The following is a 26,892-nucleotide window of genomic DNA, read 5'->3' as shown; positions in this document are numbered from 1 at the left end:
CCGGCGACCGAAAACGGCTCACCAGGCAAGCACAGACGGGCTCAACGCGGAAGTCACAGACGTGAGTTCAGGACGTCCAGCCGCTCCAGGAGCTCCAGCAAGTCCGTCAGGGGCAGCGGTTTGGCCAGATGGGCGTCGAACCCGGCCGCCCGGGAAAGGGCGCGGTCGGTGCCCTGGCTGAACCCCGACACCGCGATCAGCCGCGGCGTGTCACCCTCCGGCCGGGCGCGGATCGCGCGCGCCACCGCGTACCCGTCGATGTCCGGCAGACCCAGGTCGCACAGCACGACGTCGAAGGCGCGGGCCTCGGTGGCGGCGAGGGCGTCGTGGCCCGTGTGCACCGCCGTGACGTCATGGCCCTGGCGTGCCAGGAGCGTGCGGTAGGTCTCGGCCAGGTCGGCGTTGTCCTCGACGATCAGCAGACCCAGCCGGCGGGGCGGAGTCGAAATGGCCGGCGGGCGGGGGTGCCGGGGGCTCGCGGAGCCGGTCGTGTGCAGCAGCACCGTGAAGTCCGCGCCCTTGCCCGGCCCGTCGCTGTGCGCGCTGATCAGGCCGCCGTGCAGCTCCACCATCGTCCGCGCCACCGCCAGGCCCAGACCCAGGCCCTCGGGGGTCTCCGGGCCGGCCGGAGCCGCCCGCATGAACACCCCGAACAGCTCCTCGGCCCGCGCCGGCTCGAAGCCGATGCCGTCGTCCCGCACCGTCAGCCGCGCCCGGCCGTCCGCGGCCGTCAGCCCCACCTCCGTGTGGCCGCCCGGCCGGGTGTACTTGAGGGCGTTCGACAGCAGGTTCGTCAGGACCTGGGCGAGCCGCAGCCGGTCGCCGTCCACCAGCACCGGCTCGGCCGGCAGCACGACGCCGAGCGTGCGGCCCTCGTGCCCGAACAGGCCCCTGATGTCGGCACACGCGCCGTGCACGACGGAGCGCAGGTCGACCGGGTCCCGCACCAGTTCCAGCCGTCCGGTCACCGCTCGGGTGCCGTCCAGCAGGTCGTTGCTCATCCGCGCCAGGATGCCCAGCTGCCGCTCCAGGACGGACAGCGCCGGATGGCCCTGCGGCATGTCGAGGGCAAGCAGCTCGGTGGCCGCGGTCGCCGCGGCGAGGGGGTTGCGCAGCTCGTGCGAGAGCGTGGCGATGAACCGGTCCTTGGCCTGCTGCTCCTCCCGCAACCTGCGCCCCGCCGCCGCGAGTTCGGCGTTGGCCCGGCTGAGCTGCTCGTTCACCTCGCGGATCTCCCGTGCCCGTACGAACAGGTCGATCTCCATGCCCTCGGCCCGCATCTGCGCCTCGGCCGCAGCCCGCTGCTGCTCCCGCCCGGCCCGGCGCTGACGCACGAAGTCCGTGACGTCCTCCACCCGGTGGATGATGTACCGCACCCGCCCGTCGTCGCCGAGGACCGGCGTGTTGACCGGGCTCCAGTACCGCTCGGTGAAGCCGCCCTCCTCGCCGCTCGGGATGTCGTAGCGCTGCAGGGCCATCGTGTCGGTACGGCCGCTCGCCGCCACCGTCTCCAGCGAACGGCGCAGATTGGCGACGCCGTCGGCCGAGGGGTCGTCCGGGTTGTCGGGGAACGCGTCGAAGATGAGGCGGCCGACGATGCTCCGGTCCGTGCGGGTGGCCGTCAGATAGGCGCGGTTGACCTCGACGATCGTGAAATCGGGGTCGAGGATGAGCAGCGGGGAGAGCGTCGCGTCGAACAGGCTCCGGAAGTCCGGGGCGTCGGGCATGGGCGGACCTCCGCGTCCGAGGCGGTCACTCAGGGATCGAGGCGGTAGCCGTAGCCGCGGACCGTGGTGATCTGCGGGGCCTGCCCGGACGACTCCGCGAGCTTGCCGCGCAGCCGGTACACGTGCTCCACGACGGTCGCCGGGTGCTGCCAGGAGAAGCCCCAGATCCGCTCCAGCAGCTGCTCGGCCGAGAACACCCGGCCCGGCGCGGCGGCCAGCATCTCCAGCAGCGCGTACTCCTTGGGGCGCAGCGTGAGCGGGGCGCCGCCGACGGACGCCTGACGGGCCGCCGAGTCGATGCGCAGCGCACCCGCCTGGAGCACGCTCGGCATCTCCGGCGGCTGGGAGCGGCGCAGCACGGCGTGGATGCGGGCCACCAGCTCCCGCTGCGAGAACGGCTTGACCAGGTAGTCGTCCGCGCCGATCTCCAGGCCCGCCACCCGGTCGGCCTCCGCGCCGCGACCCGTGACGACGATGACCGGCAGCCGGCTCGTGGACCGCAGCGCCCGCAGCAGCTCCAGGCCGCTGCCGTCCGGCAGCCCGAGATCGAGGACGGCGAGGTCGACGCCGCCCTCGTACAGGGCGGCTTTTCCGGCGCGCGCGTCCATGGCCCAGGTGACCGTGAAACCCGCGCGCTCGAGATAGGAACGGCACATCAGTGCGAAGTCGGGGTCGTCCTCGATCAGAGCGAGGTGCGGACGCATTCCGCATCACCCGGCCCATCTGCCGCTCGCCTGTTGTGCACCTGGTGAGCGGGCGTTGATGTCCCGACCATGTGGCGAAGGTAGAACAGTAAATGCCCACGGTTCAAGGGGGAGCCGCCCGGGGGAGTTCCGGCGCGGGCTCGTGCGATGCGGGGATGCCACATACATCGCACAAGCCCGTGCCGGAACGCGCTTCACCTGGGCGCACATGCGCCCCGGGTGTGCCGGCGACGGATCAGATCCGGTCGGCGACGATCAGCAGATACTGGAAGCTGCCGTTCTTGTACGCCGTGAGGAACGTGTCCTCGATGCCCGTGACCAGATGGTCGGCCTGCCGGCGCAGCTCCCAGTAGGGAATGGCCTCGGCGGTGAGGTCCTGCACGTGGACGGGGACGAGGCGGTTGCGGGCCATCGCCCGGAAGTACTCCGAGCGCGGATGGATGTCGCAGATGTAGTGGGCGTTGATGAGCGACACCTCGCGGGAGGCCCGGCCGTAGGCGTCGTTGTAGCAGCCGGTGATCACCGCATAGCGTCCGCCGCGGCGCAGCAGCCGGGCGTGCTCGGCGAACAGCAGCTCCAGCTCGACGTACATGGTCGACTCGTTGTTCCACGAGGCGGCGTAGGCGCCGGTCTCGAAGCCGGTGTCGAGCATGTTGCGGTGGTGGTAGCGCACCTTGCCGTCGATGCCCCGCTTGCGGGCCTGCTCGTTGGCGAACGCGGCCTGCTTGGCCGAGATGGTCACGCCGTCCGCCTGACAGCCGTGGCGCAGATGGGCCACGACGCTGCCGCCGCCGCGCCCGCAGCCGGCGTCGAAGACGCGGTCGGCGGGGGAGAGCGGACCGAGTTGGCCGGCCAGGAGCTCGGCCTGTTCGTGTTCCAGGCGGTGCAGTTCGGTGGTGATCCGCTCCCGCCGCCGTACGGGGTCGGCCTCGTCGAGCACGGAGCGGTCGGCGTCGCCGATGCCGTAGTGGTGGTGGTAGAGGTCGTCGAGCTTGCCCAGCTCGAGGTTGACCGGATTCTCCTCGGCGTTCCAGTAGTCGGCGACGCGGTTCTGGTACCTGGACTGGGTCGGCACCGGTGCCGTCGTGATGTCGGCGTCGGGGGCGATGGTCAACAGAAGACTCCTTGTAGTGCGTCTGACAGAGCGTCAGCAGTGCGGGTATTACCAGTAGTTGGGCAGGGAGTAACGATGGGTGTTGGTGGCGTGCCACTCGTGGTTGCCGGCCACCCAGTCGGACAGGCCCTGGGCGTAGCGCTCCACGAGCGGTGAGGTGGCGGACAGGAGGGCGGACTCCTCCTCGAACGCCTCCATGACCTCGTTGTGGATGTCGACGGATTTCAGATACGCGGCCTTCAGCCCGCACCGCTCGTTGGCGGCGACGACCTGCGGCAGGTTGAGGTGGGTGGGGTCGCTCGCCAGCTCCTTGGTGAAGGAGTACAGGTCGTTGACGATGGTGGTGGCGTTGCAGGCGAGGGCGGTGATGCGCTGAATCTCCGGGCGGGCGTAGACCGGTTCGGGCAGTTCGTAGCCGTCCACGGCGTCGACGATCGACAGACAGGGGCGGAAGTTGTTGAACTGCCGCATCACCAGGTACTCCCACACCTGCGGCACATGACGGATCTCCGCCCAGGCCGCCTCGGCGAGATAGCCGAGGTGCAGCCGGGCGATGTCGTGCACGAAGCGGTCGGTCTGGCTGGGCGTGGCGACGGCGGCGTAGTCCTTGAGCGCCCAGTGGTACGAGCGCAGCGGACCGTCGGCCTGCACACCCTGCGCCCACTGCTCCTGCAGCGCCGGAGTGCCGTGGAAGGGGTCGAGCGCCGACTGGGCCAGGACCAGGCGCCCGCCGAGGCCGCTGCGGGCACCGCCCCTGCCCTCGTCCTCCTCGCAGTAGCAGCTGTCGACCAGGTTCTCGGCCAGCAGGAGCTTGCCCGCGGCGGTCAGCCGCTCCAGGTCGGCCGCCGCGGGATGCTGCAGTACGACGGCCCGGCCGAACTGGAAGCCCGAGAAGTCCCCCGACCATGCCTTCGGGAACAGGTCGAGGCCGTGGGCCCAGGCCTCCAGCCTGTGGTCGACCTCCTCGACCTTGGCCGGGTCCGCGGGGGCCACGGGCCGGTGTCTGAGACCGGGGATCGCCCCGGTGCGGCGTGCGCGCACGGTGCGGGCCAGGTCGGGCGGCCCCGGCAGCGAGGCCGAGGAAGCGGGCGTACTCATCGCGTGCTCCACCCTCAATCGGCCGTCCGGCCGAGCTGGACGTTCTCCAGGATCCCCGCGGCGTCCGGCACGAGGATGGCCAGTGAGTAGTAGGCGGTCACCAGGTAGCGGATGATCGCGGCGGTGTCGATGCCCATGAACCGCACGTTCAGGCCCGGTTGGTACTCCTCCGGGATGCCCGTCTGATACAGGCCGATCACTCCCTGGTCGCTCTCCCCGGTGCGCAGGGCGATGATGCTGCTGGTGTGCTGAGGGCTGATCGGGATCTTGTTGCAGGGGAAGATCGGGACCCCGCGCCAGGCCGGGATCTCGTGCCCCTCGACGGTGGCCGTGCCCGGCACCAGACCGCGCCGGTTGCACTGCCGGAAGAACGCGGCGATCGCCTTGGGATGGGCGAGGAAGACCTTGGTCCTACGGCGCATGGCGAGCAGTTCGTCCATGTCGTCCGGGGTGGGCGGACCGGTGAAGGTGCTGACGCGCTGACCGTGGTCGACGTTGGCCAGCAGCCCGAACTCCCGGTTGTTGACCAGCTCCCACTCCTGGCGCTCGCGGATCTCCTCGATGGTCAGGCGCAGTTGCTGCTCGGTCTGGTTCATCGGGTCGTTGTAGAGGTCGGCGACCCGGGTGTGCACCCGCAGCACGGTCTGGGTGAGGGACAACTCGTATTCGCGCGGGGCGAGTTCGTAGTTCACGAAGCCGCCGTCCAGCGTGTGCTCGCCGACATGGCCGGCCTGCACGGGCACGTCGGCCTCGCCCTTGCGGTTCATCGGCAGCTTCTGCCGCTCCGCGAACGCCGTCAGGTGCGCGGCGAGCGACGGCACCCGTTCGGTGAACTCCCGCACCACGTCCCAGGGCAGCACCAGCACCACGCCGGCCGTCTCCGCGCGCACCGAGCTCAGCCACAGCGGGTCGGACTGCCCGATGGCCTCGTCGCCCATCTGGTCGCCGTCGGCGACGACCCCGATGATCTCCTCCTCGCCGTACTTTCCGGCGGCGTAGCGGGTGAACCTGCCGTGCACGACGAGATACGCCTCGGTGACCGGCTGCCCGGCCTCGAACAGCACCTGCCCGGCCCGCACCTCGCGCACCCGGAAGCGGGTGGCGATCTCCTTGAGGACGTCGGTCTCGGAGTAGCCGCGCAGCACCGGCAGTTCGGTGAGCGTCTCCGGGATGACCTTGATGTCGTCGGCGCCGTTCTGCTCGAACTGCACGCGCCCGCGCCCGATGCGCAGTTGCAGCCGCCGGTTGACCCGGTAGGTGCCGCCCTTGACGTCCACCCAGGGCAGGGCCCGCAGCAGCCAGCGCGAGCTGATGGCCTGCATCTGCGGTTCGGACTTGGTCGTCGTGGTGAGCTGGCGCGCCGCCTGGGTGCTGAGACTGGTGAGCTGCGCCTGACCGTCCGGTTCGGGGACGGGTTCCTCGGTGGCGGGGCCGGAGGCGCTTTCGGGGGCGGACACATTCCCTCCCTGGGGATGCACATGGCGAGGTACAGGGGTGAACGGAGTGGTCGGAGAGGAAGGCGGCTTCGTGGCGGCCGACGGGTACGAACCGCATGTAAAAGCCAAACAGTTGTGATCGCGACGCGGTACGGCGCGAGGGGGGCGGCTTCACGGCCCGGAGGCGCAAACTCCGCCGGTGAGGCAGCGGAGCGTCGACGACGTGATCGCACGCCGGTGATCTCCCCTCTCCACTCCGGCGTACAGGGCGCACGACCGTCCCAGAGGCATCGCGCGGCGCGCGCTCCCCTCCGGTCCTCCGGCGCGCTCAGGACATGTCGTTCACCAGGACCGCGGCTCCGTCGAAGCGGCCGGCCTTGAGATCCCGCAGCGCCTCGTCGGCCCGCGACAGGGGATAGGCGTGCGTCGTGGCGTGCACGCCGTGCCGGGCCGCCAGGGCCAGGAACTCCCGCGCGTCCGTACGGGTGTTGGAGGTGACGCTGCGGATCTGCTTCTCGTGGAAGAGCTCGGTCTCGTAGTGCAGCGGCGGCGTGTCGCTGAGGTGGATGCCGGCCACCGCGAGCGTCCCGCCGCGGTCGAGGGCGCGCAGCGCGACCGGCACCAGATCGCCGACCGGCGCGAACAGGATCGCGCTGTCCAGCGGCTCGGGCGGCATCGCGTACGCGTCCCGTGCCGAGGCCGCGCCCAGGTCGAGCGCCAGCCGCTGGGCCGCCGCCCCGCGGGTGAGGACGTGCACCGTGGCGCCCTCGGCCAGGGCCACCTGGGCGCACAGGTGCGCGCTGCCCCCGAACCCGTACAGGCCGAGCCGACCGCGCGGCGGCAGCGCCGCCCGACGCAGCGCGCGGTGTCCGATGATCCCGGCGCACAGCAGCGGTGCGAGCGCCACGTCGTCCAGGGAGCCGGGCAGCCGGTGCGCGAATCCGGCGGGGACGGTCGTGTACTCCGCGTAACCACCGTCGGCGTCCCAGCCGGTGTACCGCGAGGACGGGCAGAGGTTCTCGGCCCCGCGTGAGCAGTACGCGCACGTGCCGTCCGTGCTCCGCAGCCACGCCACCCCGACCCGTTCACCGGTCTCGAAGCCCCGCACCCGGGACCCCGACCCGGCCACCACGCCCACCACCTCGTGCCCCGGCGTCACACCGGTCCGGTGCACCGGGAGGTCGCCCTCGGTGACATGCAGATCGGTGCGGCACACCCCGCACGCGCGCACGTGCACGAGCAGTTCGTCGTCCGCGGGCCGCGGAACCGGCTTCTCCACGAACCGGAGCCCGCCCTTCTCGACCGGCCCAGGTACCTGAACCGACCACGCCCGCATGGTCCCGTCCGTCATCGCCCGTCCCGTCGCCGTCCGTTTCCCGCGCCGTGGGGGCCCGTATCCCGTGCTCCGGGCGCCCTCATCCCAGTCTGGAACGGACCCCGGCGTCCGGCGCGCGCTTCGGCGGCGGGATGGCTAGCGTGAGGAAGCGGACCAGATTCCACCTATTCGGGAGAGGGCCGAGTCATGGCCGTACAACCTGAGGGAACCCCCTGCTGGGCGGACGCGATGTTCGGCGACGTCGAGGGAGCCAAGACCTTCTACGGCGACGTCCTGGGCTGGACCTTCGGCGAGTCGTCGTCGGAGTACGGCAACTACACCCAGGCCTACGCGGACGGCAGGGCGGCGGCCGCCGTCGTACCGCCGATGTCCGGGCAGGAGGGCCAGTCGCAGTGGTGTCTGTACTTCGCGTCCCCGGACGCCGCCGCCACCGCGGCCAAGATCCGTGACAACGGCGGCGAGGTGCTGATGGAGCCGATGCAGGTCGGCGACTTCGGCACGATGTGCCTGGGCCGCGACCCCAGCGGCGTCGTCTTCGGCGTGTGGCAGGGCGGGACCCACGAAGGGTTCGAGGCGCAGCCGCAGCAGCCCGGGGCGTACTGCTGGGCGGAGGTCTTCACCCGCGAACCGGCCAAGTCCGACGGCTTCTTCACGTCGGTCTTCGGCTACGACGCCAAGCAGTTGCAGGACGACGCGATCAATTTCCGCATGTTCGACCTCGGCGGGAACACGGTGCTCGGCAGGATGCAGATGACGGAGGACTTCCCGCCCGAGGTGCCGCCCTACATCAACGTCTACTTCACCGTCCCCGACTGCGACGACGCGGTCGCCCGGGCGACCAAGCTCGGCGGTGTGCTGCGGTTCGGGCCGATGGACAGCCCCTTCGGCCGGTTCGCGGCGCTCAGCGACCCGCAGGGCGCCAACTTCTCGGTCATCGACATCACGACGACGGCCGGGGAGATGCCGCAGACCACCGACGTCTCCTGAACCCGGGCCGAGTGGTCCGCCGGGCCATGGCATGATCGGGCGCATGCGTGAACGTGTTGTGGCCGCGTGCGACGGGGCTTCCAAGGGAAACCCCGGTCCGGCGGCATGGGCCTGGGTCGTCGCCGACGAGACGGAGACCCCGGCCCGCTGGGAGGCGGGGCCGCTCGGCAAGGCCACCAACAACGTCGCCGAACTCACCGCGCTGGAGCGGCTGTTGACGGCGACCGACCCGAGCGTCCCGCTCGAGGTCCGGATGGACTCGCAGTACGCCATGAAGGCGGTCACCACCTGGCTGCCCGGCTGGAAGCGCAACGGCTGGAAGACCTCCGCCGGCAAGCCGGTCGCCAACCAGGAACTCGTCGTGCGCATCGACGCCCTGCTCGACGGCCGCTCGGTCGACTTCCGCTATGTGCCCGCCCACCAGGTCGACGGCGACCGGCTCAACGACTTCGCCGACCGGGCCGCCAGCCAGGCCGCGAAGATCCAGGAGCCCGCGGGCAGCGCCCTCGGATCGGCCGAACCGCCCGCCTCCGAGGACACCCCGAAGTCGGGCGCCGTGAAGGCGGCCGGCGCGCGCCGCAAGGCCGCGGCGTCCCGGCAGGGCGCAGGCTCCTCGTCCCGGACCATCAAGGCGAAGTTCCCCGGCCGCTGCCTGTGCGGCCGCTCCTACGGCGCCGGCGAGCCCATCGCCAAGAACGCCCAGGGCTGGGGACACCCGGAATGCCGTACGACGGAGGCCGCAGGCTAGCGCCTCCCGCGCCCCAGCACCTGGACCTCCGCCGTACGCCCACGTGCATGGTCAGGTGATCGCGCCGCGCCATTCGCCGGTGGCGTGACCGCGCTCCTCGATGAACTTCTTGAAGCGCTTCAGGTCACCCTTGGTCTGGCGCTTCACGAACCCCAGCTTGTCGCCGACCTTCTCGGTGATGCTGTCGGGCTGGAAGTCCATCTGCAGCATGACCTTGGTGTGGCTGTCGTCCAGGCGGTGGAACGTCACCGCTCCGCCCTGCCGGGCCTCGCCCGCGATCGTCGTCCAGGCGACCCGCTCGTCCGGGATCTGCTCCGTGATCTCCGCGTCGAACTCCCGGTGCACGCCGTTCACGCTCGTCACCCAGTGGGTGAGCGTCTCGGTGCGCTGTTCTATGCGGTCGACGCCGTCCATGAACTCGGGGAACGACTCGAACTGCGTCCACTGGTTGTAGGCGGTGTGCACCGGAACGTCGACCTCGATGGATTCCTCGACCTGCGACACGGGTGAACCACTCCTTCGTCCATACGTCGGTTGCGTCGGTCGCGGGTACCCACGGCCTGTAGGGCAAACCGGTGCGTTCCGGCCGTCCGGGCCCCTGCCGGCGATCACGCGGGCCAGTGGTGAACGAATTGGGTGAATGGGTATTCACTGAGTAAGGTGAATGGCAATTCACCTTTTCTGCGTGCACCGCTGGAGCGCCGATGGATCAGCCAGGACCGAGACCCCGCACCACCGAGGCGGCGGCGCCCCTGCGCGACCGGCTCACGATTCCGGTGCTGGCGTTCGGCGGCATCCTCATGGCCGTCATGCAGACCGTGGTCGTGCCGCTGCTGCCGGACCTGCCGCGGCTGACGGGAGCGTCCCCGGGTGCGGTCTCCTGGACGGTCACGGCCACCCTGCTCTCGGGCGCCGTACTCACCCCGGTCCTCGGCCGGGCCGGCGACATGTACGGCAAGCGCAGGGTACTGACCTCGGCGCTCGTCCTGATGACCATCGGCTCGGTGATGTGCGCGCTGTCGTCCGACATCACCGTCCTCATCACGGCCCGTGCCCTGCAGGGCGCCGCCGCCTCCGTGGTGCCGCTGTCGATCAGCATCCTGCGCGACGAACTGCCCCCCGAGCGCCGGGGTTCCGCGGTGGCGCTGATGAGCTCCACCGTCGGCATCGGCGCCGCGCTCGGCCTGCCCCTGGCCGCGCTGGTCGTGCAGTACTACGACTGGCACACCATGTTCTGGCTGACCAGCGCCCTCGGCGCGCTCGGCGTCTCCGCGGTGTGGTGGGCGGTCAAGGAGTCGCCCGTGCGCGAGCCCGGCCGGTTCGACGTGCTCGGCGCGCTGGGCCTGGCCGCCGGGCTGGTGTGCCTCCTGCTCGGCGTGTCCCAGGGCGGCCAGTGGGGCTGGGGGAGCGCACGGGTCCTCGGCCTGTTCGCGGCCACCGTCGTGATCCTCGGTCTGTGGTGGTGGCAGCAACTGCGCACCGCGAAGCCCCTCGTGGACCTGCGCCTCGTCTCCCGGCCCCGGGTCGGCCTCTCCCACGTGGCGGCCCTGCTCACCGGATTCGCCTTCTACGCCAACTCCCTGGTGACCGCCCAGCTGGTGCAGGCGCCGAAGGCCACCGGCTACGGCCTCGGACTGTCGATCGTGGAGACCGGCCTCTGCCTGCTCCCGGGCGGCGTCACCATGCTGCTCTTCTCGCCCCTGTCGGCCCGTATCTCCGCGTCCCGCGGCCCCCGCATCACGCTCGCCCTCGGAGCCGCCGTCATCGCCTGCGGCTACGTCGTGCGCATCGCCGACAGCCGCGACCTCTGGATGATCATCCTGGGCGCGACGGTGGTGTCGACCGGCACCACCCTCGCCTACTCGGCGCTGCCGACCCTGATCCTGCGCGCCGTCCCGGCCGAGCAGACCGCCTCCGCCAACGGCGTCAACGTCCTGATGCGGACGATCGGCCAGGCCACCTCCAGTGCCGCCGTGGCCGCGGTCCTCGTCCACCACACCAGCCCGGTCGGCGGCGCCCTCGTGCCCACCCTGCACGGCTATCTGCTCGCCTTCGGGATGGCCTGCGCGGTCGCCCTGGCCGCGAGCGCGGCAGCCCTGAGCATCCCCGGCGACCACGGGACAGGCGCGACACGCCGGGCCCGCGGCCGCATCCGCGAGCACCGCGACGAGGCGCTGGAGGGAGCATGAGTGCCGTGAGCACTCCTCCCACCGCGTCCACCTCCACCTCCGCCCCCGGCCGCCGTGACGCCGAGGCGACGAAGGCGGCCATTCTCAAGGCCGCCCGCCATCTGCTGGCCCGGCACGCGCACGGCGACATCACGCTCAAGGCGGTGGCCGAACGCGCCGGTGTCAGCGCGCCGTTGATCCTGAAGTACTTCGGCAACAAGGACGCCCTCTTCGCCCGCGTCATGTCCTTCGAGGCCGACGCCGACGCGCTGCTCGACGCCCCACTGGACGAGCTCGGCCGGCACATGGTCCGGCACGTGCTGGTCAGCCAGACGCGCCAGGGCGCCGACCCGCTTCTGCGCATCGTGTTCGCGCCTCTGCACGGTGCCCAGGGCGACATCCTGCGCGCCAACTTCCGCACTCAGGTGACCGAACGCCTCACCGCACGTCTGGAGGGCCCCGACGCGGGCCTGCGCGCGGAGCTGGCCGTCGCGGGCCTGCTCGGCCTCGGGGTGATGTTCGGCATCGCCCGCAGCACCCATGTGCGGGGCGCCGCGCCGGAGGACGTCGTGGACCGGTACGCGCCCGCGGTGCAGGCGCATCTCACCCCGGCCGACGGCGGATGAAAGACTGACGCCATGGACGAGCGCACTTTCGGTAGGTCTGATCAGCACGCATCCGTCATCGGTCTCGGTACCTGGCAGCTGGGCGCGGACTGGGGGGACGTCGACGACAAGGAAGCCCTGTCGGTCCTGGAGGCCGCGGCCGAGGCGGGGGTGACCTTCTTCGACACCGCCGACGTCTACGGCGACGGGCGCAGCGAGCAGAGCATCGCCGCCTTCCTCGCCGGACGCCCCGACCTGCATGTGCTGGTCGCCACCAAGATGGGCCGCCGGGTCGAGCAGATCGCGGAGAACTACGTCCTCGACAACTTCCGCGCCTGGAACGACCGTTCCCGCCGCAACCTCGGCGTCGACCGCATCGACCTCGTGCAGCTGCACTGCCCGCCCACCGCCGTCTACTCCACGGACGCGGTCTTCGACGCCCTGGACACCCTGGTGGAGGAGGAGCGGGTCGCGGCGTACGGGGTGAGCGTGGAGACCTGCGCGGAGGCGCTGGCCGCGATCGCGCGGCCGAACGTGGCGAGCGTGCAGATCATCCTCAACCCGTTCCGCATGAAGCCGCTGCGCGAAGTGCTCCCCGCCGCGCGGGAGGCCGGCGTCGGCATCATCGCCCGCGTCCCGCTCGCCTCCGGCCTGCTGACGGGCAAGTACACCAAGGACACCGTCTTCGCCGACAACGACCACCGCAACTTCAACCGGCACGGCGAGGCCTTCGACGTCGGCGAGACCTTCGCCGGCGTGGACTACGCGACGGGAGTCGAGGCGGCCGCCGAGTTCTCGGCCCTCGCGCCCGAGGGGTACACGCCGGCCCAGCTCGCCCTGCGCTGGATCGTCGAGCAGCCCGGCGTGACCACCGTGATCCCCGGCGCCCGCTCGCCCGAGCAGGCCCGCGCCAACACGGACGCCGCCCGGCTTCCGGGGCTCGGCGACGGCACCCACACCGCGATCCGCGACCTCTACGACCGCCGCGTCAAGGACCAGGTCGAGGCCCGCTGGTAACCGAGCGGCCCGCTCACGGCTCCAGGAGCAGCTGCCACTCCTGCTCCTGGTCGCCGGAGACCGAGCCCTGGTCCTGCGTGGTGAAGGCATGGGTGAGCGTCTCGCGCGCCGTCGCCACCGCCTGGGGCGACCCCTGCACGGTCAGCGTCACCGCGCCGGACAGCCGGCCCGCCACGGAGTGCCCGGACCCGGACGGCGCGTGCGCCGGATCGTGTGCGAACCGAGCCGTGTGGACCGTGACGTCGTCACCGGCCGGAAGGTCCTCCTGGGGGCTGCCGAAGGCGGGCTCCAGGACCTGCACGACCGCACGTGCGTCGGCGACCGTGCCGCCGCTGACGGTGACCGTGAGCTCGGTGCCGGGCATGTCCGTCTGACTCCTCGGATGATCGTCGTACACCATGCCGCTCCGTGTAACCCCCCGCCCGTCGCCCAAACAGCGGCCCGTTCGAGCATGGCCCGCTCAATCCGGCGTGAACGGGGAACACGGTCAGGGAAGGTGTCAGGTCGAGGCGAGCCGGGAGGAACCGTGCCGGCCACGAAAAGCGGTGGAGAGATCAACGAGTGGGGGCGGCACGAGACCGAGGAGGAGAGAGCCGACCGGAAGTGGGGCGAACTGATCCAGGAGGTCAGGGTCGCCCAGACCGGGGTGCAGATCCTGTTCGGCTTCCTGCTCACCGTGGTGTTCCAGCAGAAGTACGATTCGCTGCCGCAGACGGACAAGACCATTTACATCGTGACGGTCGTCCTCGGTGCCGCGACGACCGGCGCCCTCATCGGGCCCGTCTCGCTGCACCGCCTGGTGTCCGGGCGGCGGGTCAAGGCGGAGGCCGTCGAGCTGGCTTCCCGGATGACCTTCGTCGGCCTGGCGCTCCTCCTCGCCACCATGACCTCCTCGCTGGTGCTGATCCTGCGGGTCGCGACCCACAACGGCGTGGTGCCCTGGATCGTCACGGCAGTGGTCGCGTGGTACGCGCTGTGCTGGTACGTCGTCCCGCTGTGGGCCCGGCGCCGTCATACGACGGAGTGATGCCCAGCGCGTCGAGCCGGCGATCGTGCAGGCGGGAGAGCACGAGCACGGAGACCGTGGCGCCGATCAGCGCGCAGAGCATGTCCCACTGGGTGTCCCACACATCGCCCTGAGTGGCCAGGAACGCGTCCGCGGAATGCCCGCCGACCACCGCGGACAGCCACTCCAGCATCTCGAAGACGGCGCTGAAGGCGAGGCATGCGCACACGGTCAGCGGCGCCAGCCAGCGGCTGCCGCGCAGCGGGGAGGTGCGGCTGAGCAGCTCCCGTACCAGGACCGCCGGGACGAAGCCCTGCATGAGGTGGCCGAAGCGGTCGTAGGGGTTGCGGGACAGGCCGAAGGTGTCGCGCACCCAGTCGCCGAGGGGCACCTGTGCGTAGGTGTAGTGGCCGCCCACCGCCAGGACGAGCGCATGCGCGGCCAGCAGGCAGCACAGCAGGTCCGTCAGCGGGAAGCGTCGCCGGGTGAGCACCACCAGCGGCAGTCCGACCAGGACCCACACGGTCTCCAGGAACCAGGTGGTGCGGTCGCGGGCAGCCCAGGCCGAGACGGCCATGCCCGCGACGACGACGGCGACGAGTACGGCGGGCAGATGCCGGCGCGGTGCGGCGGCATGCACGACAGCGGTCATGGGGGCTCCTTCTCGTGAGAGCCCCCATGCTGGCCGAGCGGGTGGGCGGCGGCATGAGTACGGCTACTCAGCCCCGCCCGGGTACCGCGACGATCAGTCCTGCGGGCCGCGCAGCGCGGTGAGGCAGGTGGCGATGGCGTGCTGGAGCTCCTCCAGCTGCTGCACCATGTCGTCCTCGGCGAAGTCCTGCACGTCGTCGAAGGTCAGCTCCTCGAACGCCTTCGTCGCCCGCTGGAGGCTGCTGTAGAACTTCGTCCGCCGCTCCTGGACGCGCAGTTCGGGATCGGCGTCCACCGTCTCGGCGACGAGCGACTTCATGGTGGTGTAGGCCTCGCCGGCCCACTCGCCGGCGTCCTCGTCCTCGTCGAGCTCGTCGATGAGCGACAGATGCCGCTCGGCCTCCTGGCGCAGGTCCGCAGGCGCTTCGATGGTCTGCCCGGCGGGGGTCTTGACCTGCCCCGACTCGGCGATCTGGCGCACGTATCCGATCCGGTCGGCCGCGCGGCTCTCGGTGGCGACGGCCTTCTTCAGGTCGTCGGTGCGCACGACGTCTCGTGCCAACTCCGACTGGAGTTCCGGGTCTTCACGGACGCGGTCCAGGAGCGCCTGGCGCGCCGCCCGGGCGGTGGAGGGGTCGGCGAGGATCGCGGCGCGCAGGGCGGTGGGGTTCTCGGCGACCTCCAGCGCCTTCGTCGGCCGGATGCCCTCCGCCTCGGCGGCCTCGGCGATCGCGGTGCCGCGCTCGGAGGTGGCGCTGTTGCGGGAGACGTAGTAGCTCAGCCACACGTCGGCGTCCGGCAGCTCCACGTCCTGGCCCGGCGCCAGCGCCTCGAACTGCGGGACGAGACCGTCGTCGGCCGCGCGGTCCCAGGCCTTGTAGTAGCGCATGACGCGCTCGGGGGAGCAGCCGGCCAGCTCCGCGAACTCCTTCGCCGACACCTTCGGCGTCTCGTCCGCGCCCTGGCCCCCGGGCCGTACGCTGCGCGCCACCATCAGGCCGAAGGCCCATCCGCCGGTCCGCGCGTAGACCCCGAACTCGCGTGCGTCACGCGCGACCAGGTCGGACGACGGGACGGGGGACGGCTCGGACGGGACGATCGCTAGGGTCACGGACGACTCTCCTGGGCTGGTCGGACTGCAGCGGTACGCACGGCGAAAGTGCAGACCGGCAGCCTATACGGACCGTTCGCGACGCTCAGTCGAAGGCCTCGCGCAGCGCCGGCAGCAGCGTCTTCTCCGCCCAGTCCAGATAGGCCGGCTGCGAATCGCCGCCGATCTGCACGAGCGCGATCTCACCGAACCCGGCCTCGGCGTACGGCCGCACCGCCTCGACGAAGTCGTCGGGGTCGTCGCCGCAGGGGATCGACGCGGCGACGTCGTCCGGGGTGACGAACTGGGTCGCGGCCTCGAACGCATCGGGGTGCGGGAGCTCGGAGTTGACCTTCCAGCCGCTGCCGAACCAGCGGAACTGCTCGTGGGCGCGCCGCACGGCGGCGTCGCGGTCGGGGTCGTAACAGACCGGCAGCTGGCCCACGCGGGGCTTGCCCCCGCCGCCGTGCCGGTCGAATGCCTCCAGCAGCTCCGGCTTGGGCTCCGTGGCGATGACGAGGTCCGCGAGGTGGCCTGCGACCGTGCAGGACTGCTCGCCGGAGACGGCGATACCGATGGGCGGCGGCTTGTCGGGGAGGTCCCACAGCCGGGCCGACTCGACGTCGTAGTGCTTGCCGCGACGGTTCACGTGGCGGCCCCCGAACAGGGCGCGGATGATCTCCACGGCCTCCTCGAGCATCTCGTGACGTACGTCGGCCGAGGGCCAACCACCGCCCACCACATGCTCGTTGAGGTTCTCCCCGGAGCCGAGCCCGAGCCGGAAGCGGCCCTCGGAGAGCAGTTGCATCGTGGCGGCCTTCTGCGCGACGACAGCCGGGTGGTAGCGGCGGGTCGGGCAGGTCACGTACGTCATCAGGGGGATGCGCGAGGTGGCCTGGGCCGCCGCTCCCAGCACACTCCACGCGTACGGCGAGTGGCCTTGCGAGCGCAGCCACGGAAAGTAGTGGTCCGAGGTCACCGAGAAGTCGTAACCGGCCTCCTCGGCCCGCACCAGATGTCCGACCAGCTCACGGGGGCCGGCCTGTTCGGTCATCATCGTGTATCCGATTTGCACCATAACCGCCGAGTCCCCTGACCGGGCGGCGGAAAACGGCCTCATGCACCGTGGATCACCGGGGCAGGATGCCTGCATGAGTGCCCGCCCCCTGCCCTCCAGCGACCCCGCGGCCCAGGGTGTCGACGCCGCCGGCGTCCACGCCCTTCTCGACGCCCTCGAAGAGGCTCCGGACATCGAGCCGCACAGCCTGATGATCCTGCGGCACGGCCGTCTCGTGGCGTCGGGCTGGTGGGGGCCGTACACCGCCGGGCGCCCGCACCTGCTGTACTCGCTCAGCAAGAGCTTCACGGCGACGGCCGCGGCGATCGCCGCAGGTGAGGGGCTACTCAGCTTCGACGACCCGGTGATCTCCTACTTCCCGGAGTTCGAGGCCGACATCACCGATCCGCGCAGCCGCGCGATGCTGGTGCGGCACGTGGCGTCCATGGCCAGCGGACACGAGTCCGAGACCCTGCCGCGGGCGCTCGCCACCGACCGGGCGGACATGGTGCGCGGCTTTCTGCTGCTGCCGCCGGAGCGGGAGCCGGGCACCGTCTTCGCCTACAACCAGCCCACCACGTACAGCCTGGCCGCGATCGTGCAGCGCGTCACGGGGCAGCCGCTGACGGAGTACCTGCGCCCGCGCCTGCTGGACCCGCTCGGGATCGGGAAGGCGGCCTGGCTGCGCGACCGGGCAGGCCGCGAACTCGGCTTCAGCGGGCTGCACGCCGCCACCGACGCCGTCGCGCGGCTCGGGCAGCTCTATCTGCAGGACGGCGTGTGGGAGGGCGAACGGCTGCTGCCCGAGGGCTGGGTGGCCGAGGCCTCCCGCCCGCACATCGACAACGGCGACGGTACGCGGGAGGGCTCCCGGTCGGACTGGCAGCAGGGCTACGGCTTCCAGTTCTGGAACTCCCGGCACGGCTACCGCGGCGACGGCGCCTACGGTCAGTTCTGCCTGGTGCTGCCCGAGCACGACGCCGTGATCGCCACGACCGCGGCGACCGTACAGATGCAGGAGCTGCTGAACCTGGTCTGGCGGCATCTGCTGCCGGCGTTCCGACCCGGTCCGCTGCCGGACCGGCAGGACGCGGACCGGGCGCTGCGGGAGCGCATGGCCGGGCTCACCCTGCCCCCGTCGCCGGGCAAGCCCGCGCCGCCGGAGCGGGCGCAGGACTGGTCCGGGGCCCGGTTCACCCCCTCCGGAGGAGTCTGCGCGGAGCAGCCCGAGCTGACCGGGGTCGCGGTGACGTCCGGTGCCGACGGCTGGACCCTGCGGCTCGAGGCCGGACACCACCTCGACGTGCCGGTCGGACGGGCGGGGTGGACCGTCACCGACGAGCCGCTGCCCACGGCGGTGAGCGGCGGCTGGGCGGACGCGGACACCCTCGCCGTGGACATCCAGTTCCTGGAGACACCGCACCGCCTGAGCGTGGCCTGTTCGCTGCCGGACGGGACGTTCACCGCGCAGTGGGCGACGACTCCGCTGCACAACCCTCCGCTGCGGGCGATGCGCGCGCCGCGCCACTCAGCCTGACGGAGTGCGGAAGGTCCGCAGGAAGGTCTGCAGGGCCTGCTGGTTCGGCGAGTCGTTCCAGTCGGCGGCCGGAGTCGTCCAGCGCAGCGAGAAGCCCCGGCCGTCGCCCAGCAGGAAACCGCGTCCGAAAGTGCGCACCTTGGTGCCGTCGGCCTCGGTGAGCCACTGCATGTCGGCGGCCTTGTGGCCCTGGTACGTCGTCGCCCGGATCGTGCCGATCCGCCGGAAGCCGTCCTCCTTCGCCAGCGCGGGCTGCACGTCGTCGCGCCAGACGGCGACGGGGTCCGGGCCCACGACGGTGCTGTAGGTGACGGCGAGTGCGCGGGGATCGCCGTCCGCGCCGAAGGTCACGCGGTACGACTTGTCGCCGGCGCGCTGGGTCTCCACCCGGCCCCAGTCCTTCGGCAGGGCGATCGAGAAGCCCTCGGGCGCCCTGTAGCGGCGAAACCCCTCTGGCAGCGCGGTACTTGAGGCCGAGGGTGTCGGAGACGCGGTGGGCGTGGGCGTGGGCGACGCGGACGGCGTGGCGCTGCGGCCGTCGGGCCGGCCGCCGGGCGGGGCGGCCGACACCGAGGGGCGGGACGCGGCGCCGGTCCCGGACGTGCTGGTGCCCGAGCCGGGCAGCAGTCCGGTGGCGGCGAGCGTGGCGACCACGACGGTGACCACGGCCAGGGCCGTGCCCGCGGCCATGGTGCGCCGGGTCCAGGTGGGGGCGGAGTGCCAGGCGGCGGTGGAGACGCCCCGCAGCCGGGGCCGGGGCGCGGCGCTCATCGTCGCCTCGGGGTCCTCGGTGACGGCGCGGGTGAGGGCCTCGCGGACCACCTGGCGGGTCAGCCGCTCCCGGGAGTTCTTGCGCAGGAGTCCCTGCACGGTCTGGGTGAGCGGGCCCGCCCGCACCGGTGAGCGCAGCGGCAGCCGGTCGACGCCCTTCAGCGTGGCCTCGGGCCGGTCCCGGTCCCTGAAGGGCGGGCGGCCCTCGAGCATCGTGTAGAGGATCGCGCCGAGCGCCCACAGGTCCGCCGCGGGTCCGATGCGCTCGTCGCGGGCCTGCTCGGGGGAGGCGAACGACGGTGCGGTGAGCCGCGGTGCCAGGGTCGCGCCGGCCAGCCCGAAGCCGGTGACCACGACCGAGCCCCGGTCCCGCACGTAGATCTGGCCGGGGCTGAGCTCGCAGTGGGTGATCCCCTCGCGGTGGGCCGCCTCCAGTACGTCGAGCAGCCCCAGGCCGATCCGGGCGGCCCGCACATAGTTGAACGTGCCTTGCTGGGCGATGAGTTCACCGAGCGGTCTCCCGTCGATCCACTCGGTGACGATCCACAGGGTGCCGTCCTGCTCCACGGCGTCCACGACCGTCGCGACCGCCCCGGGGCACATCAGCCCCAGGGTCTCGGACATGCGGATGATGCGGGCGGCCGCGCGCGGTGCGGCCTCGCCGTCCGGGTCGTACGGAAGGGCGATCTGGGTGAGGAGATAAGGGCGTTGGGCGTTGACGTCCTTGCCGTACCAGCTGACGCGGTTGGTCTCCTGGTGGACGACGTCGACGAGCCGGTACCTTCCGGCGACCAACTCGTGCGTGAAGACATGCGCCTTGACCATGGTCATCCCTCGTCCAAACCCTGCGTCTCACCTTTCACAGAGGTACGGGGGGTACGGCGGGATGTGTTCAAAGGATCCGCAAATCAATGGCACCCGTGCCCATTTGTTCATGTGCCGTCGGGTGAATTCGGTGAAGCCCTCTTTAGCTGACCGGAATTCAAACGACCGCATTTCGCGGACGGCCGCACAGAATCAGCGCAACCCGAAGCGCTCGGCCCAGCCCATGACGTCACCGGTGGTCGCGTTGCCCCCGCACACCACCAGCCCGAGCCGCGCCTGCTCGCCGACCCGCTCCAGGACCTGCCGGGCCCCCGGCAGCAGACAGCCGGCCGCGGGCTCGGCCCAGACCTTGGCGTGGTCGGCGAGGTCGAGCGTGCCCTGCACCGCCTCCCGGTCCGGCACCACGAGCACCTCGTGGACCAGCGCGGACACATGGTCGTACGTCAGCTGTGACGCGGCGGGCGCGCAGAGCGTGGACACGAGGGACGACAGGTCGACCGGCACCGGCCCGCCCGCGGCCAGCGCCCCCGACATGGCCTCGGCACCCTCGGTCTCCACGCCCCAGATCCGCACGTCCGGCCGCAGCGCCCGCAGCGCCGCCGCGACGCCGGCGATGAGGCCCCCGCCACCGATGCTGACGAGGACGTCGGTGAGTTCGCCCGCGTCGGCGGCGAACTCCAGCCCGACGGTGCCCTGTGCGGCGATGACCAGCGGGTCGTCGAAGGGGTGCACCAGCGTCAGCCCCTCGTCCTGCAACTGCGCCATGAGCGCGAACGCCCCGGCCATGTCGTCCGTCACCCGCACCGAGGCTCCGGCGGCCTCCGCGATCTCGACGGCACGCGCGGGCGCCGAGCGCGGCATGACCACCGTGGCCTTCACATGGAGGGCCGCGGCCATGACCGCGAGGGCGATCCCGTGGTTGCCGCCGCTGACCGCCACGACGCCGGCGGCCCGCTCCTTGTCGCTCAGCGAGAGCAGCTTCGCCGTCGCCCCGCGCGCCTTGAACGAGCCGGTGCGCTGGAGCAGTTCGAGCTTGACGGTGACCGGGGCACCGAGCAGCGTGGTCAGGCCCGGGCTCGGCAGCGTCGGCGTCCGCACGACATGCCCGGCGATGAGCTCGGCGGCGGCTTCGACTTCGGAGATCCCGATCAAGGCACTCACCCTTTCGGCGCGGGTGACGGTCCGCACCGCTTCGCACCCTTACGCGGGAGAGGGCCCAGGTCAAACTGTTTCGGACAGCGGGGCGGGGGAGCACGGCCCGGGACCCCGCCCCACCGCGTCACACGTCCCGCCGCACCAGGTACTCCAGCAGGGCCCGCAGGTCGTCCACCGCCCGGGCGTCCAGGGCTGCATCGGCGAGAGCCGCTTCCACCGCGGCGAGGTGGCGGCGTGCCTCGGCCATGGCCGCCGACCGGCCTCCCGCCGTCTCGATCAGCGCGGCCGCCTCCTCGGGGTCCTCGCCCGTGTCAAGGAGCGTGGCGAGCCGCCGGACGGCGCGACCGCCCGAGTCGAGGGCGGCCAGTACCGGGTACGTCTTCTTCCGCTCGCGCAGATCGCCGTATACGGGCTTGCCGGTGACCGCGGGGTCGCCCCAGATGCCCAGGACGTCGTCGACGATCTGGAACGCGATCCCGAGGTGGCGCCCCGCGCGGTCGAGGGCGTCGACGAGCGAGGGCGCCGCGCCGCCGAGCAGGGCGCCGAGCGCGGCGGCACAGCCGAGCAGCGCACCCGTCTTGTGCTCGGCCATCGTCCGGTACTGCTCCGGCCGCACCCGCGACGGTCCCGTCCACGGGCGGCCCGCGAACAGCAGGTCGTCCGCCTGGCCGCGCACCAGATCGCCCAGCGCCACCGACAGCACCCGCACGCCCTGCGGGCCGCCAGGCCCGGCGGCGAGGGTCTCGACGGCCAGGGCGAACAGCGCGTCGCCCGCGAGGACCGCGGGCCCGGTGCCGTAGGCCTTCCAGACGGTGGGGCGGCGGCGCCGCGCCGCGTCCCCGTCCATGATGTCGTCGTGCAGGAGCGAGAAGGTGTGCACCAGCTCCACCGCCACCGCCGCGGGCACCCCGGCCCGCCCGGGCGCACCCGCCGCCTCCGCCCCGAGCACCGCCAGTGCCTGCCGTACGCCCTTGCCGCCCGACGCCACGGCCGGCGTACCGCCCACCTCGCACCAGCCGAAGGAGTACGCGGCCATCTCGCCCACCCACGGGTGCATCCGCCCGACGGCCTCCGTCAGTGCGGGCCGCACCACGTCGCGGCAGCGGGCGAGGACGTGAGCGGCGTCGGCCGGCGCCCGGAGCGCCGAGTCAGGCGACGTCACCGTGCCACCTCCGCGACGAGACCGAACTCCTCCTGCGCGCGGGCCACCATCTCCCGCGCGTGCCGCAGCCCGATCCGCTCCAACTCGCCCGCCAGCACGGTGAACTCGGCCGCGGTCTCGGCGCGGCCGCGGCCCAGCCGGGCCAGCGACTTGGCAAGGCCGAGCCGGGACAGGGCCTCCCCGCGCCGCTCGCTCATCGCACGGAACTCCGCGAGCGCCTGCTCGTACAGGTCGCGTGCCTCGGCGTAACGCCCGGCCCGGTACAGGACGTTGCCGCGCATCTTGTGGTTGTAGGCCAGCGCGCTCGACAGCTTCATCGCCCGGCAGCTCGTCTCCGCCTCGGACAGCAGCCCGAGTGCCCGTTCGGCGTCGCCGTCCCGCACGGACACGATGTCGGCGAGACCGCGCAGCGCCCAGGCGTGCCCGCGCCGGTCCTCGGCCCGCGCCGCTATCCCGGCCGCCTCCTCGAACAACGCGAACGCGGTGTCGTACTCGCCGGTGTTGCGATGGATCTGCGCGATGCCCTCCAGCGCCCACACCGTGTGCCGCGCCTCGCCGCGCCGCCGTGCCTCGGCCAGCAGCTGCTCGTGCAGCCTGCGGACGGCCTCGTAGTCGCCCTGGATGCGGCCGGTCTCGGCGAGTCCGGCGAGCGAGTAGCCGCGCACGACGACGTCGCCGCCGCGCTCGCCGAGTTCGGCCGCGAGGCCCAGCAGCCGCCAGGCCAGCGGGAAGGCGCCCCGCTGCCGGGCCAGGGTGCCGCCGCTCCACAGCGCCCACGCCATGGCCGCGGTGTCCCCGGCCTCCCGGGCCGCGCGGTAGCTCGCCTTCCATGCCTGCTCGGCCTCCCCGACCTGCCCGAGCCTGCGGTGCGCCTCGGCGACCGCGAGCCCGGAGCGGGCCGCCTCCCCGTGCTGTCCGGAGCGCTCCGCCGCTCTCAACTCCCGGGTGCCGGCGGCCAGTACGTCCGTCAGCGAGGAGTTCACGGAGAGTGTGGTGAGCGCGCCCTGGTACTCCGGGGCGAATGCCTTGCCGTACATGGATCCCTTTCGGTCCGTATGCACGCCGTGTATACGCTTGGTGTATACGCGATGGGTCTACAGCCTGTGTATACATAGCGTGTATAGCGTGTCGAAAATACGCCCCGGCCCGAAGGGCCAGGGCATCACCTGTTGGGGATCAAGACGTCGTGGCCGCAGGGGAGGTTGCTCCTGAGGCGCAGATCACTTCCGGGAGTCAGTGCTGCTGAGCCCGTTGCGGCGTCGCCTCGCTCGGCCGTACGACGACGTAGCCCTCGCCCTGGAGCATCAGCTGCACGGCCTCGCCGGAGCCGCCGCGCAGCATCGATCCGATGGACTGCGAACGGTGCAGCGAGGTCTGGAGACCGGCGGTCCAGCCGACCACCGCGTCCGTGTCGACGTGCACCGGGTACTGCGCCGAGACCGGGATGACCAGCGGGTTGCCCTCGCACGCCAGGCCAAGTCTCCCCTGGCCGGTGAAGACGCTGTTGAACAGGCCGCCGCCGGCGATGCCCGCGCCCTTCACCGTCGAGATCCGGTACGACAACGAGGCGTCGAAACAAAGGACGTTGCGGCCGTTGACGGTGAACTCGTCGCCGGGGTCGACCTCGACGATGAAACAGTTCTGCGCCTCGTGCGCGAACCAGGCCTCGCCCGTTCCGCGCACCGCCATCAGCGGCAGCCCTTCCCCGGTCATCGCGCGCTTGAGCATGCCGCCCATGCCCTGGCCCTTGCGCTCGAACTGGAGGTTGCCGCGGTAGGCGACCATCGCGCCCTGGCGGGCGAGCATCTCGCCGTTCACCGCGTACTTGATGGATTTGGCGTTCTCGACGGTCATACCCGGTTCGGTGGCCGGCTGGACCATGTGGTCGCTGGAAAAGAGGGAACCCTTCATGCGGGCATCCTGTCCCGGAAGATTGCGTTCCGCCAAGATCGCGGGGCGGGCGATCTCCGCCTGGTTCCGGTCGGTCAGGCGCCGAACAGCTGGGTCCAGTACGTGCCCGCCGCGCCGCCGCCCGCGAGGCCGATCCCGATGTGCGTGAAGTCGGGCCCCAGAATGTTGGCCCGGTGGCCGGGACTGTTCATCCAGCCGTCGACGACCTCGGCGGGGGAGCGCTGGCCGCAGGCGATGTTCTCGCCGACCGAGCGCCGGCGGGCGCCCGCGGCGGCGGCCCGGTCCCAGGGCCGGCTGCCGTCCGGCGAGGTGTGCGAGTAGAAGGCGCGTGCCACCATGTCCGCGCTGTGCGCCTGCGCGGCGGTGGTCAGCGGCGCGTCGGCGGCCAGCGCGGGCAGACCGGCCCTGGCACGCTCCCGGTTGGTGAGGTCGACGACTTCGGCCGCCGTCCGCGCCAGGTCGCCCGGCGTGAACGGCCTGGCCCACAGCGCGGTCCAGTACAGGTCGCCGAAGCGGCCGTCACCGACGTATCCGAGGCCCGCGTGCGTATAGGCCGGGTCGCAGAGCGTGCGGCGCGCCTTCTCGTCGCCCAGGCAGTACTCGACGAAGTCGGCGGGCGTGCGCGGGCCGGAGACCAGGTGCTCGCCGACGGTCAGATACGCGTATCCGGTGGCCGTCAGGCGCTGGTAGACGGAGACACCGTCCGCACCTTCGACGCCGAGCTGCCCTGCGGCGGCCATGGCGGAGGCATGCGCACGGGCCGCGGACGCCAGACGGGTGTCGGGGAGGACGGGTGGCGAACCGGCCCTGGTACGGGCGGAGTTGACCAGGGCGAGGAAGCCGTCGGGGTCGGTCGCAGGTGCCGGGCCGGCGGGGTGGAGGTCGACGAGCGTGGGCGTAGGGAGGACGGATCGGCTCGTGGGCGACGGGGGAGCCGGCGAGGCAGGCGCGTGGGCCGGCGGCGAGCCCGGCACGTGCGCGTGCTGCGTCGACGCCGCCCCGGCAGCCGCGTCGTCGATGACGTCCACGCCGAAGTCCCTTGCCAGACCGGCGAGTCCGTCGGCGTACCCCTGCCCGAGGGCCCGCAGCTTCCAGGCCCCGCCGCGCCGGTAGATCTCCGCGAGCAGCAGTACCGTCTCCTGCCGCGGGCGCGGTGGGGCGAACCGGGCCAGGGAGGGGCCGCCCGGAGCCGAGACCTGAAGGATCGGGGCGGGGAGCCGGCCCAGGGGAGTGGCGGGGTCGGCCGGGCTGACGACGACCGTGACCTTCGTGGCCCCGGGGCGGAGCCTGGGCGGGTCGACGGTGAGGGTGTCACCGTCCAGCCGGGCGCCCGGGGCGGACGGCTGGTTGTAGAACACGAAGTCGGCGTCGCTCCCGACCTTGCCGCCGTCGTCCGTGATGAGCGCGCACACGTCGAAGGGGCCGGGCACCCGGACGGTCACGGCACCGTCCGGAAGGGGCATGTTGCCCCCGGAGACCAACTCGCTCATCGCGCCACCCTGGTGTCGTCGTCCCGCCTCGGTGGGCTCGTCCGGACAACGTCCGCCAGGGCGGCCGGGTTCCCGGCAGGCCGGTGCCGGCCGGGAACCCGCCGGTCAGTCCCGGGCGAGTCGGGGAGTGCCCGCCTCCTGGCGTTCGTCGGGCGCCGCGGTGGGCCGTACGTCCTTCGCCTTCTTGCCGCAGAACGCGGACTCCAGCGTGCCCAGCATCGTGTTGAGCACGCGGCCGTTGTTGGACACGTTGGCGAGCGCCGTCATGCTCCGCCTTCCGTCCTTCGTGGCGAACGCGTACGTGTAGTAGCCCTGCACGGCCCCTGTGTGCCCGTAGACCGAGACGCCGCACGACAGATGGCGGCTGCGCAGTCCGAGCCCGTAGGACTGGCTGCTGTTGACGGGCACCATGCGCTCCATCTGCTTGAGCTGCGCGGGAGACATCAGCCGGCCGCCGAGCAGAGCGGAGAGGAAGGTGTTCAGGTCCCGCGTGCTGGAGATGACCGCGCCCGCGCTCTGCGCCCAGGACACCGTCTGGTCGGTCGCGTCGACGAGGGGTGCGCCCGCCTTGTCCGGGGTGAGGTAGCCGTCGGCGTGGCGGCCGGGGATCTTCTTGTCCGGGTGGACGTAGAGGGTGTCACGCAGTTTCAGCGGCTCGATGATGCGGTTCTGGTACTCGGTCTTCACCGAGTGGCCGGTCAGCTTCTCGATGAGCATTCCGGCGACGACGAAGTTGGTGTTGGAGTACGCGTACGCGGCGCCCGGCGCGTTGGTGCGCTTGTGCCGCAGCGAACGGTCCACCAGCTGGCGGTAGGTGAAGACCTTGGAGCGGACCGCCTCGAAGCCGGGGATCGCGCTCGCGAACATGTCGTTGGTGTAGTCGTACAGACCGCTGCGGTGGCCCAGCAGCTGGCGCACGGTGATCGTGCGGTCGGGCAGCAGACCAGGCAGATAGCGGTCGACCGAGGAGTCGAGCCTGAGCCTGCCCTCGTCGGCCAGCTGCATCAGCACGACGGCCGAGAAGGTCTTGGTGACGCTGCCGATGCGGAACCGGTCGGCGTTGCTGATGGCCCGTCCGCTCTTGCGGTCGGCGACGCCCACGGCGGCCCAGGCGACCGAGCCGTGGTCGTCGATCCGGGCCGTCGCGCCGGGTGCGCCCTGCTTGAGCGCGGTACGCAGCACGTCTTTGAGGCCGTTGAGGTCGGGCTTCGGCATCGTCTGGGCCGGCGCGGCGTGCGCCGGGGCCGCGAGGAGGGAGAGCACGACCGTTCCGAGGAGCGCGCCCTTGGATGCGAGA

General features: G+C 71.9%; 25 protein-coding genes. 7 read left to right on the top strand and 18 right to left on the bottom strand.

Going from position 1 to position 26,892, the window contains the following annotated elements; all coding sequences use genetic code 11:
* Positions 1-53 precede the first annotated feature (53 nt).
* The 6 genes from ACGFYN_RS10620 to ACGFYN_RS10595 form a co-directional block, all read right to left on the bottom strand.
* A complete protein-coding gene (locus ACGFYN_RS10620; protein WP_393865411.1) occupies positions 54-1,727 on the bottom strand; it encodes an ATP-binding protein in 1,674 nt (557 codons plus the stop codon).
* A 29-nt stretch (positions 1,728-1,756) separates the two neighbouring features.
* The gene (locus ACGFYN_RS10615; protein ID WP_393865410.1) at positions 1,757-2,431 is read right to left on the bottom strand and encodes a response regulator transcription factor; all 675 of its coding nucleotides are present in this window, start codon (positions 2,429-2,431) and stop codon (positions 1,757-1,759) included.
* Between the two features lie 235 nt (positions 2,432-2,666).
* Complete coding sequence (locus tag ACGFYN_RS10610) at positions 2,667-3,545, bottom strand: geranyl diphosphate 2-C-methyltransferase (RefSeq protein ID WP_393865409.1); 879 nt, start codon at positions 3,543-3,545, stop codon at positions 2,667-2,669.
* A gap of 48 nt (positions 3,546-3,593) precedes the next feature.
* Complete coding sequence (locus ACGFYN_RS10605; protein ID WP_393865408.1) at positions 3,594-4,643, bottom strand: family 2 encapsulin nanocompartment cargo protein terpene cyclase; 1,050 nt, start codon at positions 4,641-4,643, stop codon at positions 3,594-3,596.
* Between the two features lie 14 nt (positions 4,644-4,657).
* Positions 4,658-6,100, bottom strand: a complete 1,443-nt coding sequence (locus ACGFYN_RS10600; RefSeq protein WP_393865407.1) for a family 2B encapsulin nanocompartment shell protein — start codon at positions 6,098-6,100, stop codon at positions 4,658-4,660.
* A 307-nt stretch (positions 6,101-6,407) separates the two neighbouring features.
* Positions 6,408-7,415 carry a zinc-binding alcohol dehydrogenase family protein gene (locus ACGFYN_RS10595; protein WP_393865802.1) on the bottom strand — a complete coding sequence of 336 codons (1,008 nt, stop codon included), beginning with the start codon at positions 7,413-7,415 and terminating at the stop codon, positions 6,408-6,410.
* A 186-nt stretch (positions 7,416-7,601) separates the two neighbouring features.
* Between ACGFYN_RS10595 and ACGFYN_RS10590 the strand changes: the two genes are divergently transcribed.
* Positions 7,602-8,402: a VOC family protein gene (locus ACGFYN_RS10590; RefSeq protein WP_393865406.1), complete on the top strand. Its 801-nt coding sequence runs from the start codon at positions 7,602-7,604 to the stop codon at positions 8,400-8,402.
* A 31-nt stretch (positions 8,403-8,433) separates the two neighbouring features.
* Positions 8,434-9,150: a ribonuclease H gene (locus ACGFYN_RS10585; protein WP_393865405.1), complete on the top strand. Its 717-nt coding sequence runs from the start codon at positions 8,434-8,436 to the stop codon at positions 9,148-9,150.
* Positions 9,151-9,201: 51 nt separating this feature from the next.
* On the opposite strand, the gene ACGFYN_RS10580 is transcribed toward ACGFYN_RS10585, so the two are convergent.
* Positions 9,202-9,654, bottom strand: a complete 453-nt coding sequence (locus tag ACGFYN_RS10580; protein ID WP_393865404.1) for an SRPBCC family protein — start codon at positions 9,652-9,654, stop codon at positions 9,202-9,204.
* A gap of 200 nt (positions 9,655-9,854) precedes the next feature.
* On the opposite strand from ACGFYN_RS10580, the gene ACGFYN_RS10575 reads away from it, so the two are divergent.
* Genes ACGFYN_RS10575 through ACGFYN_RS10565 form a run of 3 tightly spaced genes read left to right on the top strand, consistent with a single transcriptional unit; the run spans position 9,855 to position 12,940 of the window.
* A complete protein-coding gene (locus ACGFYN_RS10575; RefSeq protein ID WP_393865403.1) occupies positions 9,855-11,339 on the top strand; it encodes an MFS transporter in 1,485 nt (494 codons plus the stop codon).
* Positions 11,336-11,944, top strand: a complete 609-nt coding sequence (locus ACGFYN_RS10570) for a TetR family transcriptional regulator (protein WP_393865402.1) — start codon at positions 11,336-11,338, stop codon at positions 11,942-11,944. Before ACGFYN_RS10575 ends, ACGFYN_RS10570 begins: the two co-directional genes overlap by 4 nt.
* Positions 11,945-11,956: 12 nt before the next feature.
* Positions 11,957-12,940, top strand: coding sequence for an aldo/keto reductase (locus ACGFYN_RS10565; RefSeq protein ID WP_393865401.1), 984 nt, complete (start codon positions 11,957-11,959; stop codon positions 12,938-12,940).
* A 13-nt stretch (positions 12,941-12,953) separates the two neighbouring features.
* Here ACGFYN_RS10565 and ACGFYN_RS10560 read toward each other — a convergent pair whose 3' ends face one another.
* Entirely contained in the window at positions 12,954-13,304 is a 351-nt protein-coding gene (locus tag ACGFYN_RS10560; RefSeq protein ID WP_393865400.1) for a hypothetical protein, read from the bottom strand.
* 162 nt (positions 13,305-13,466) lie between these two features.
* Here ACGFYN_RS10560 and ACGFYN_RS10555 point away from each other — a divergent pair, with 162 nt between their 5' ends.
* Positions 13,467-13,967, top strand: a complete 501-nt coding sequence (locus ACGFYN_RS10555; protein ID WP_393865399.1) for a DUF6328 family protein — start codon at positions 13,467-13,469, stop codon at positions 13,965-13,967.
* On the opposite strand, the gene ACGFYN_RS10550 is transcribed toward ACGFYN_RS10555, so the two are convergent.
* From ACGFYN_RS10550 to ACGFYN_RS10540, 3 genes are all read right to left on the bottom strand, one after another.
* Positions 13,888-14,598: a DUF2238 domain-containing protein gene (locus ACGFYN_RS10550; RefSeq protein WP_393865398.1), complete on the bottom strand. Its 711-nt coding sequence runs from the start codon at positions 14,596-14,598 to the stop codon at positions 13,888-13,890. The genes ACGFYN_RS10555 and ACGFYN_RS10550 overlap by 80 nt on opposite strands.
* A gap of 93 nt (positions 14,599-14,691) precedes the next feature.
* Entirely contained in the window at positions 14,692-15,708 is a 1,017-nt protein-coding gene (locus ACGFYN_RS10545; RefSeq protein ID WP_393865397.1) for a hypothetical protein, read from the bottom strand.
* A gap of 85 nt (positions 15,709-15,793) precedes the next feature.
* Positions 15,794-16,765, bottom strand: a complete 972-nt coding sequence (locus ACGFYN_RS10540) for an LLM class F420-dependent oxidoreductase (RefSeq protein WP_393865396.1) — start codon at positions 16,763-16,765, stop codon at positions 15,794-15,796.
* 73 nt (positions 16,766-16,838) lie between these two features.
* Between ACGFYN_RS10540 and ACGFYN_RS10535 the strand changes: the two genes are divergently transcribed.
* The gene (locus tag ACGFYN_RS10535; RefSeq protein ID WP_393865395.1) at positions 16,839-18,281 is read left to right on the top strand and encodes a serine hydrolase domain-containing protein; all 1,443 of its coding nucleotides are present in this window, start codon (positions 16,839-16,841) and stop codon (positions 18,279-18,281) included.
* On the opposite strand, the gene ACGFYN_RS10530 is transcribed toward ACGFYN_RS10535, so the two are convergent.
* The 7 genes from ACGFYN_RS10530 to ACGFYN_RS10500 form a co-directional block, all read right to left on the bottom strand.
* Positions 18,273-19,883, bottom strand: coding sequence for a protein kinase (locus ACGFYN_RS10530; protein WP_393865394.1), 1,611 nt, complete (start codon positions 19,881-19,883; stop codon positions 18,273-18,275). The two genes, ACGFYN_RS10535 and ACGFYN_RS10530, sit on opposite strands and share 9 nt — an antisense overlap.
* A gap of 186 nt (positions 19,884-20,069) precedes the next feature.
* Positions 20,070-21,029, bottom strand: a complete 960-nt coding sequence (locus ACGFYN_RS10525; RefSeq protein WP_393865393.1) for a threonine/serine dehydratase — start codon at positions 21,027-21,029, stop codon at positions 20,070-20,072.
* A 127-nt stretch (positions 21,030-21,156) separates the two neighbouring features.
* On the bottom strand, positions 21,157-22,194 hold the full coding sequence (locus ACGFYN_RS10520; protein WP_393865392.1) for a polyprenyl synthetase family protein: 1,038 nt from the start codon (positions 22,192-22,194) through the stop codon (positions 21,157-21,159).
* Positions 22,191-23,231 carry a tetratricopeptide repeat protein gene (locus tag ACGFYN_RS10515; protein WP_393865391.1) on the bottom strand — a complete coding sequence of 347 codons (1,041 nt, stop codon included), beginning with the start codon at positions 23,229-23,231 and terminating at the stop codon, positions 22,191-22,193. Before ACGFYN_RS10515 ends, ACGFYN_RS10520 begins: the two co-directional genes overlap by 4 nt.
* Before the next feature lie 196 nt (positions 23,232-23,427).
* A complete protein-coding gene (locus tag ACGFYN_RS10510; protein WP_393865390.1) occupies positions 23,428-24,105 on the bottom strand; it encodes an AIM24 family protein in 678 nt (225 codons plus the stop codon).
* A 74-nt stretch (positions 24,106-24,179) separates the two neighbouring features.
* Positions 24,180-25,595, bottom strand: a complete 1,416-nt coding sequence (locus tag ACGFYN_RS10505; RefSeq protein ID WP_393865389.1) for a CAP domain-containing protein — start codon at positions 25,593-25,595, stop codon at positions 24,180-24,182.
* A gap of 105 nt (positions 25,596-25,700) precedes the next feature.
* Complete coding sequence (locus tag ACGFYN_RS10500) at positions 25,701-26,810, bottom strand: serine hydrolase domain-containing protein (RefSeq protein ID WP_393865801.1); 1,110 nt, start codon at positions 26,808-26,810, stop codon at positions 25,701-25,703.
* Positions 26,811-26,892: the final 82 nt, after the last annotated feature.

The organism is Streptomyces sp. NPDC048419 (assembly GCF_043200415.1).
Lineage (GTDB): Bacteria > Actinomycetota > Actinomycetes > Streptomycetales > Streptomycetaceae > Streptomyces.
Note: the sequence above shows the minus strand (reverse complement) of the source record. Positions and strands in the feature narration are given on the sequence as shown.

Excerpts from the sequence above, each read along its gene's own strand:
- ACGFYN_RS10590 (WP_393865406.1), top strand. The coding sequence starts at position 7,602 with ATGGCCGTACAACCTGAGGGAACCCCCTGCTGGGCGGACGCGATGTTC.
- ACGFYN_RS10575 (WP_393865403.1), top strand. The coding sequence starts at position 9,855 with ATGGATCAGCCAGGACCGAGACCCCGCACCACCGAGGCGGCGGCGCCC.
- ACGFYN_RS10540 (WP_393865396.1), bottom strand. The coding sequence starts at position 16,765 with ATGGTGCAAATCGGATACACGATGATGACCGAACAGGCCGGCCCCCGT.
- ACGFYN_RS10550 (WP_393865398.1), bottom strand. The coding sequence starts at position 14,598 with ATGACCGCTGTCGTGCATGCCGCCGCACCGCGCCGGCATCTGCCCGCC.
- ACGFYN_RS10605 (WP_393865408.1), bottom strand. The coding sequence starts at position 4,643 with ATGAGTACGCCCGCTTCCTCGGCCTCGCTGCCGGGGCCGCCCGACCTG.
- ACGFYN_RS10505 (WP_393865389.1), bottom strand. The coding sequence starts at position 25,595 with ATGAGCGAGTTGGTCTCCGGGGGCAACATGCCCCTTCCGGACGGTGCC.
- ACGFYN_RS10530 (WP_393865394.1), bottom strand. The coding sequence starts at position 19,883 with ATGACCATGGTCAAGGCGCATGTCTTCACGCACGAGTTGGTCGCCGGA.
- ACGFYN_RS10565 (WP_393865401.1), top strand. The coding sequence starts at position 11,957 with ATGGACGAGCGCACTTTCGGTAGGTCTGATCAGCACGCATCCGTCATC.
- ACGFYN_RS10515 (WP_393865391.1), bottom strand. The coding sequence starts at position 23,231 with ATGTACGGCAAGGCATTCGCCCCGGAGTACCAGGGCGCGCTCACCACA.
- ACGFYN_RS10500 (WP_393865801.1), bottom strand. The coding sequence starts at position 26,810 with ATGCCGAAGCCCGACCTCAACGGCCTCAAAGACGTGCTGCGTACCGCG.
- ACGFYN_RS10585 (WP_393865405.1), top strand. The coding sequence starts at position 8,434 with ATGATCGGGCGCATGCGTGAACGTGTTGTGGCCGCGTGCGACGGGGCT.
- ACGFYN_RS10510 (WP_393865390.1), bottom strand. The coding sequence starts at position 24,105 with ATGAAGGGTTCCCTCTTTTCCAGCGACCACATGGTCCAGCCGGCCACC.
- ACGFYN_RS10620 (WP_393865411.1), bottom strand. The coding sequence starts at position 1,727 with ATGCCCGACGCCCCGGACTTCCGGAGCCTGTTCGACGCGACGCTCTCC.
- ACGFYN_RS10570 (WP_393865402.1), top strand. The coding sequence starts at position 11,336 with ATGAGTGCCGTGAGCACTCCTCCCACCGCGTCCACCTCCACCTCCGCC.
- ACGFYN_RS10535 (WP_393865395.1), top strand. The coding sequence starts at position 16,839 with ATGAGTGCCCGCCCCCTGCCCTCCAGCGACCCCGCGGCCCAGGGTGTC.
- ACGFYN_RS10595 (WP_393865802.1), bottom strand. The coding sequence starts at position 7,415 with ATGCGGGCGTGGTCGGTTCAGGTACCTGGGCCGGTCGAGAAGGGCGGG.
- ACGFYN_RS10615 (WP_393865410.1), bottom strand. The coding sequence starts at position 2,431 with ATGCGTCCGCACCTCGCTCTGATCGAGGACGACCCCGACTTCGCACTG.
- ACGFYN_RS10560 (WP_393865400.1), bottom strand. The coding sequence starts at position 13,304 with ATGCCCGGCACCGAGCTCACGGTCACCGTCAGCGGCGGCACGGTCGCC.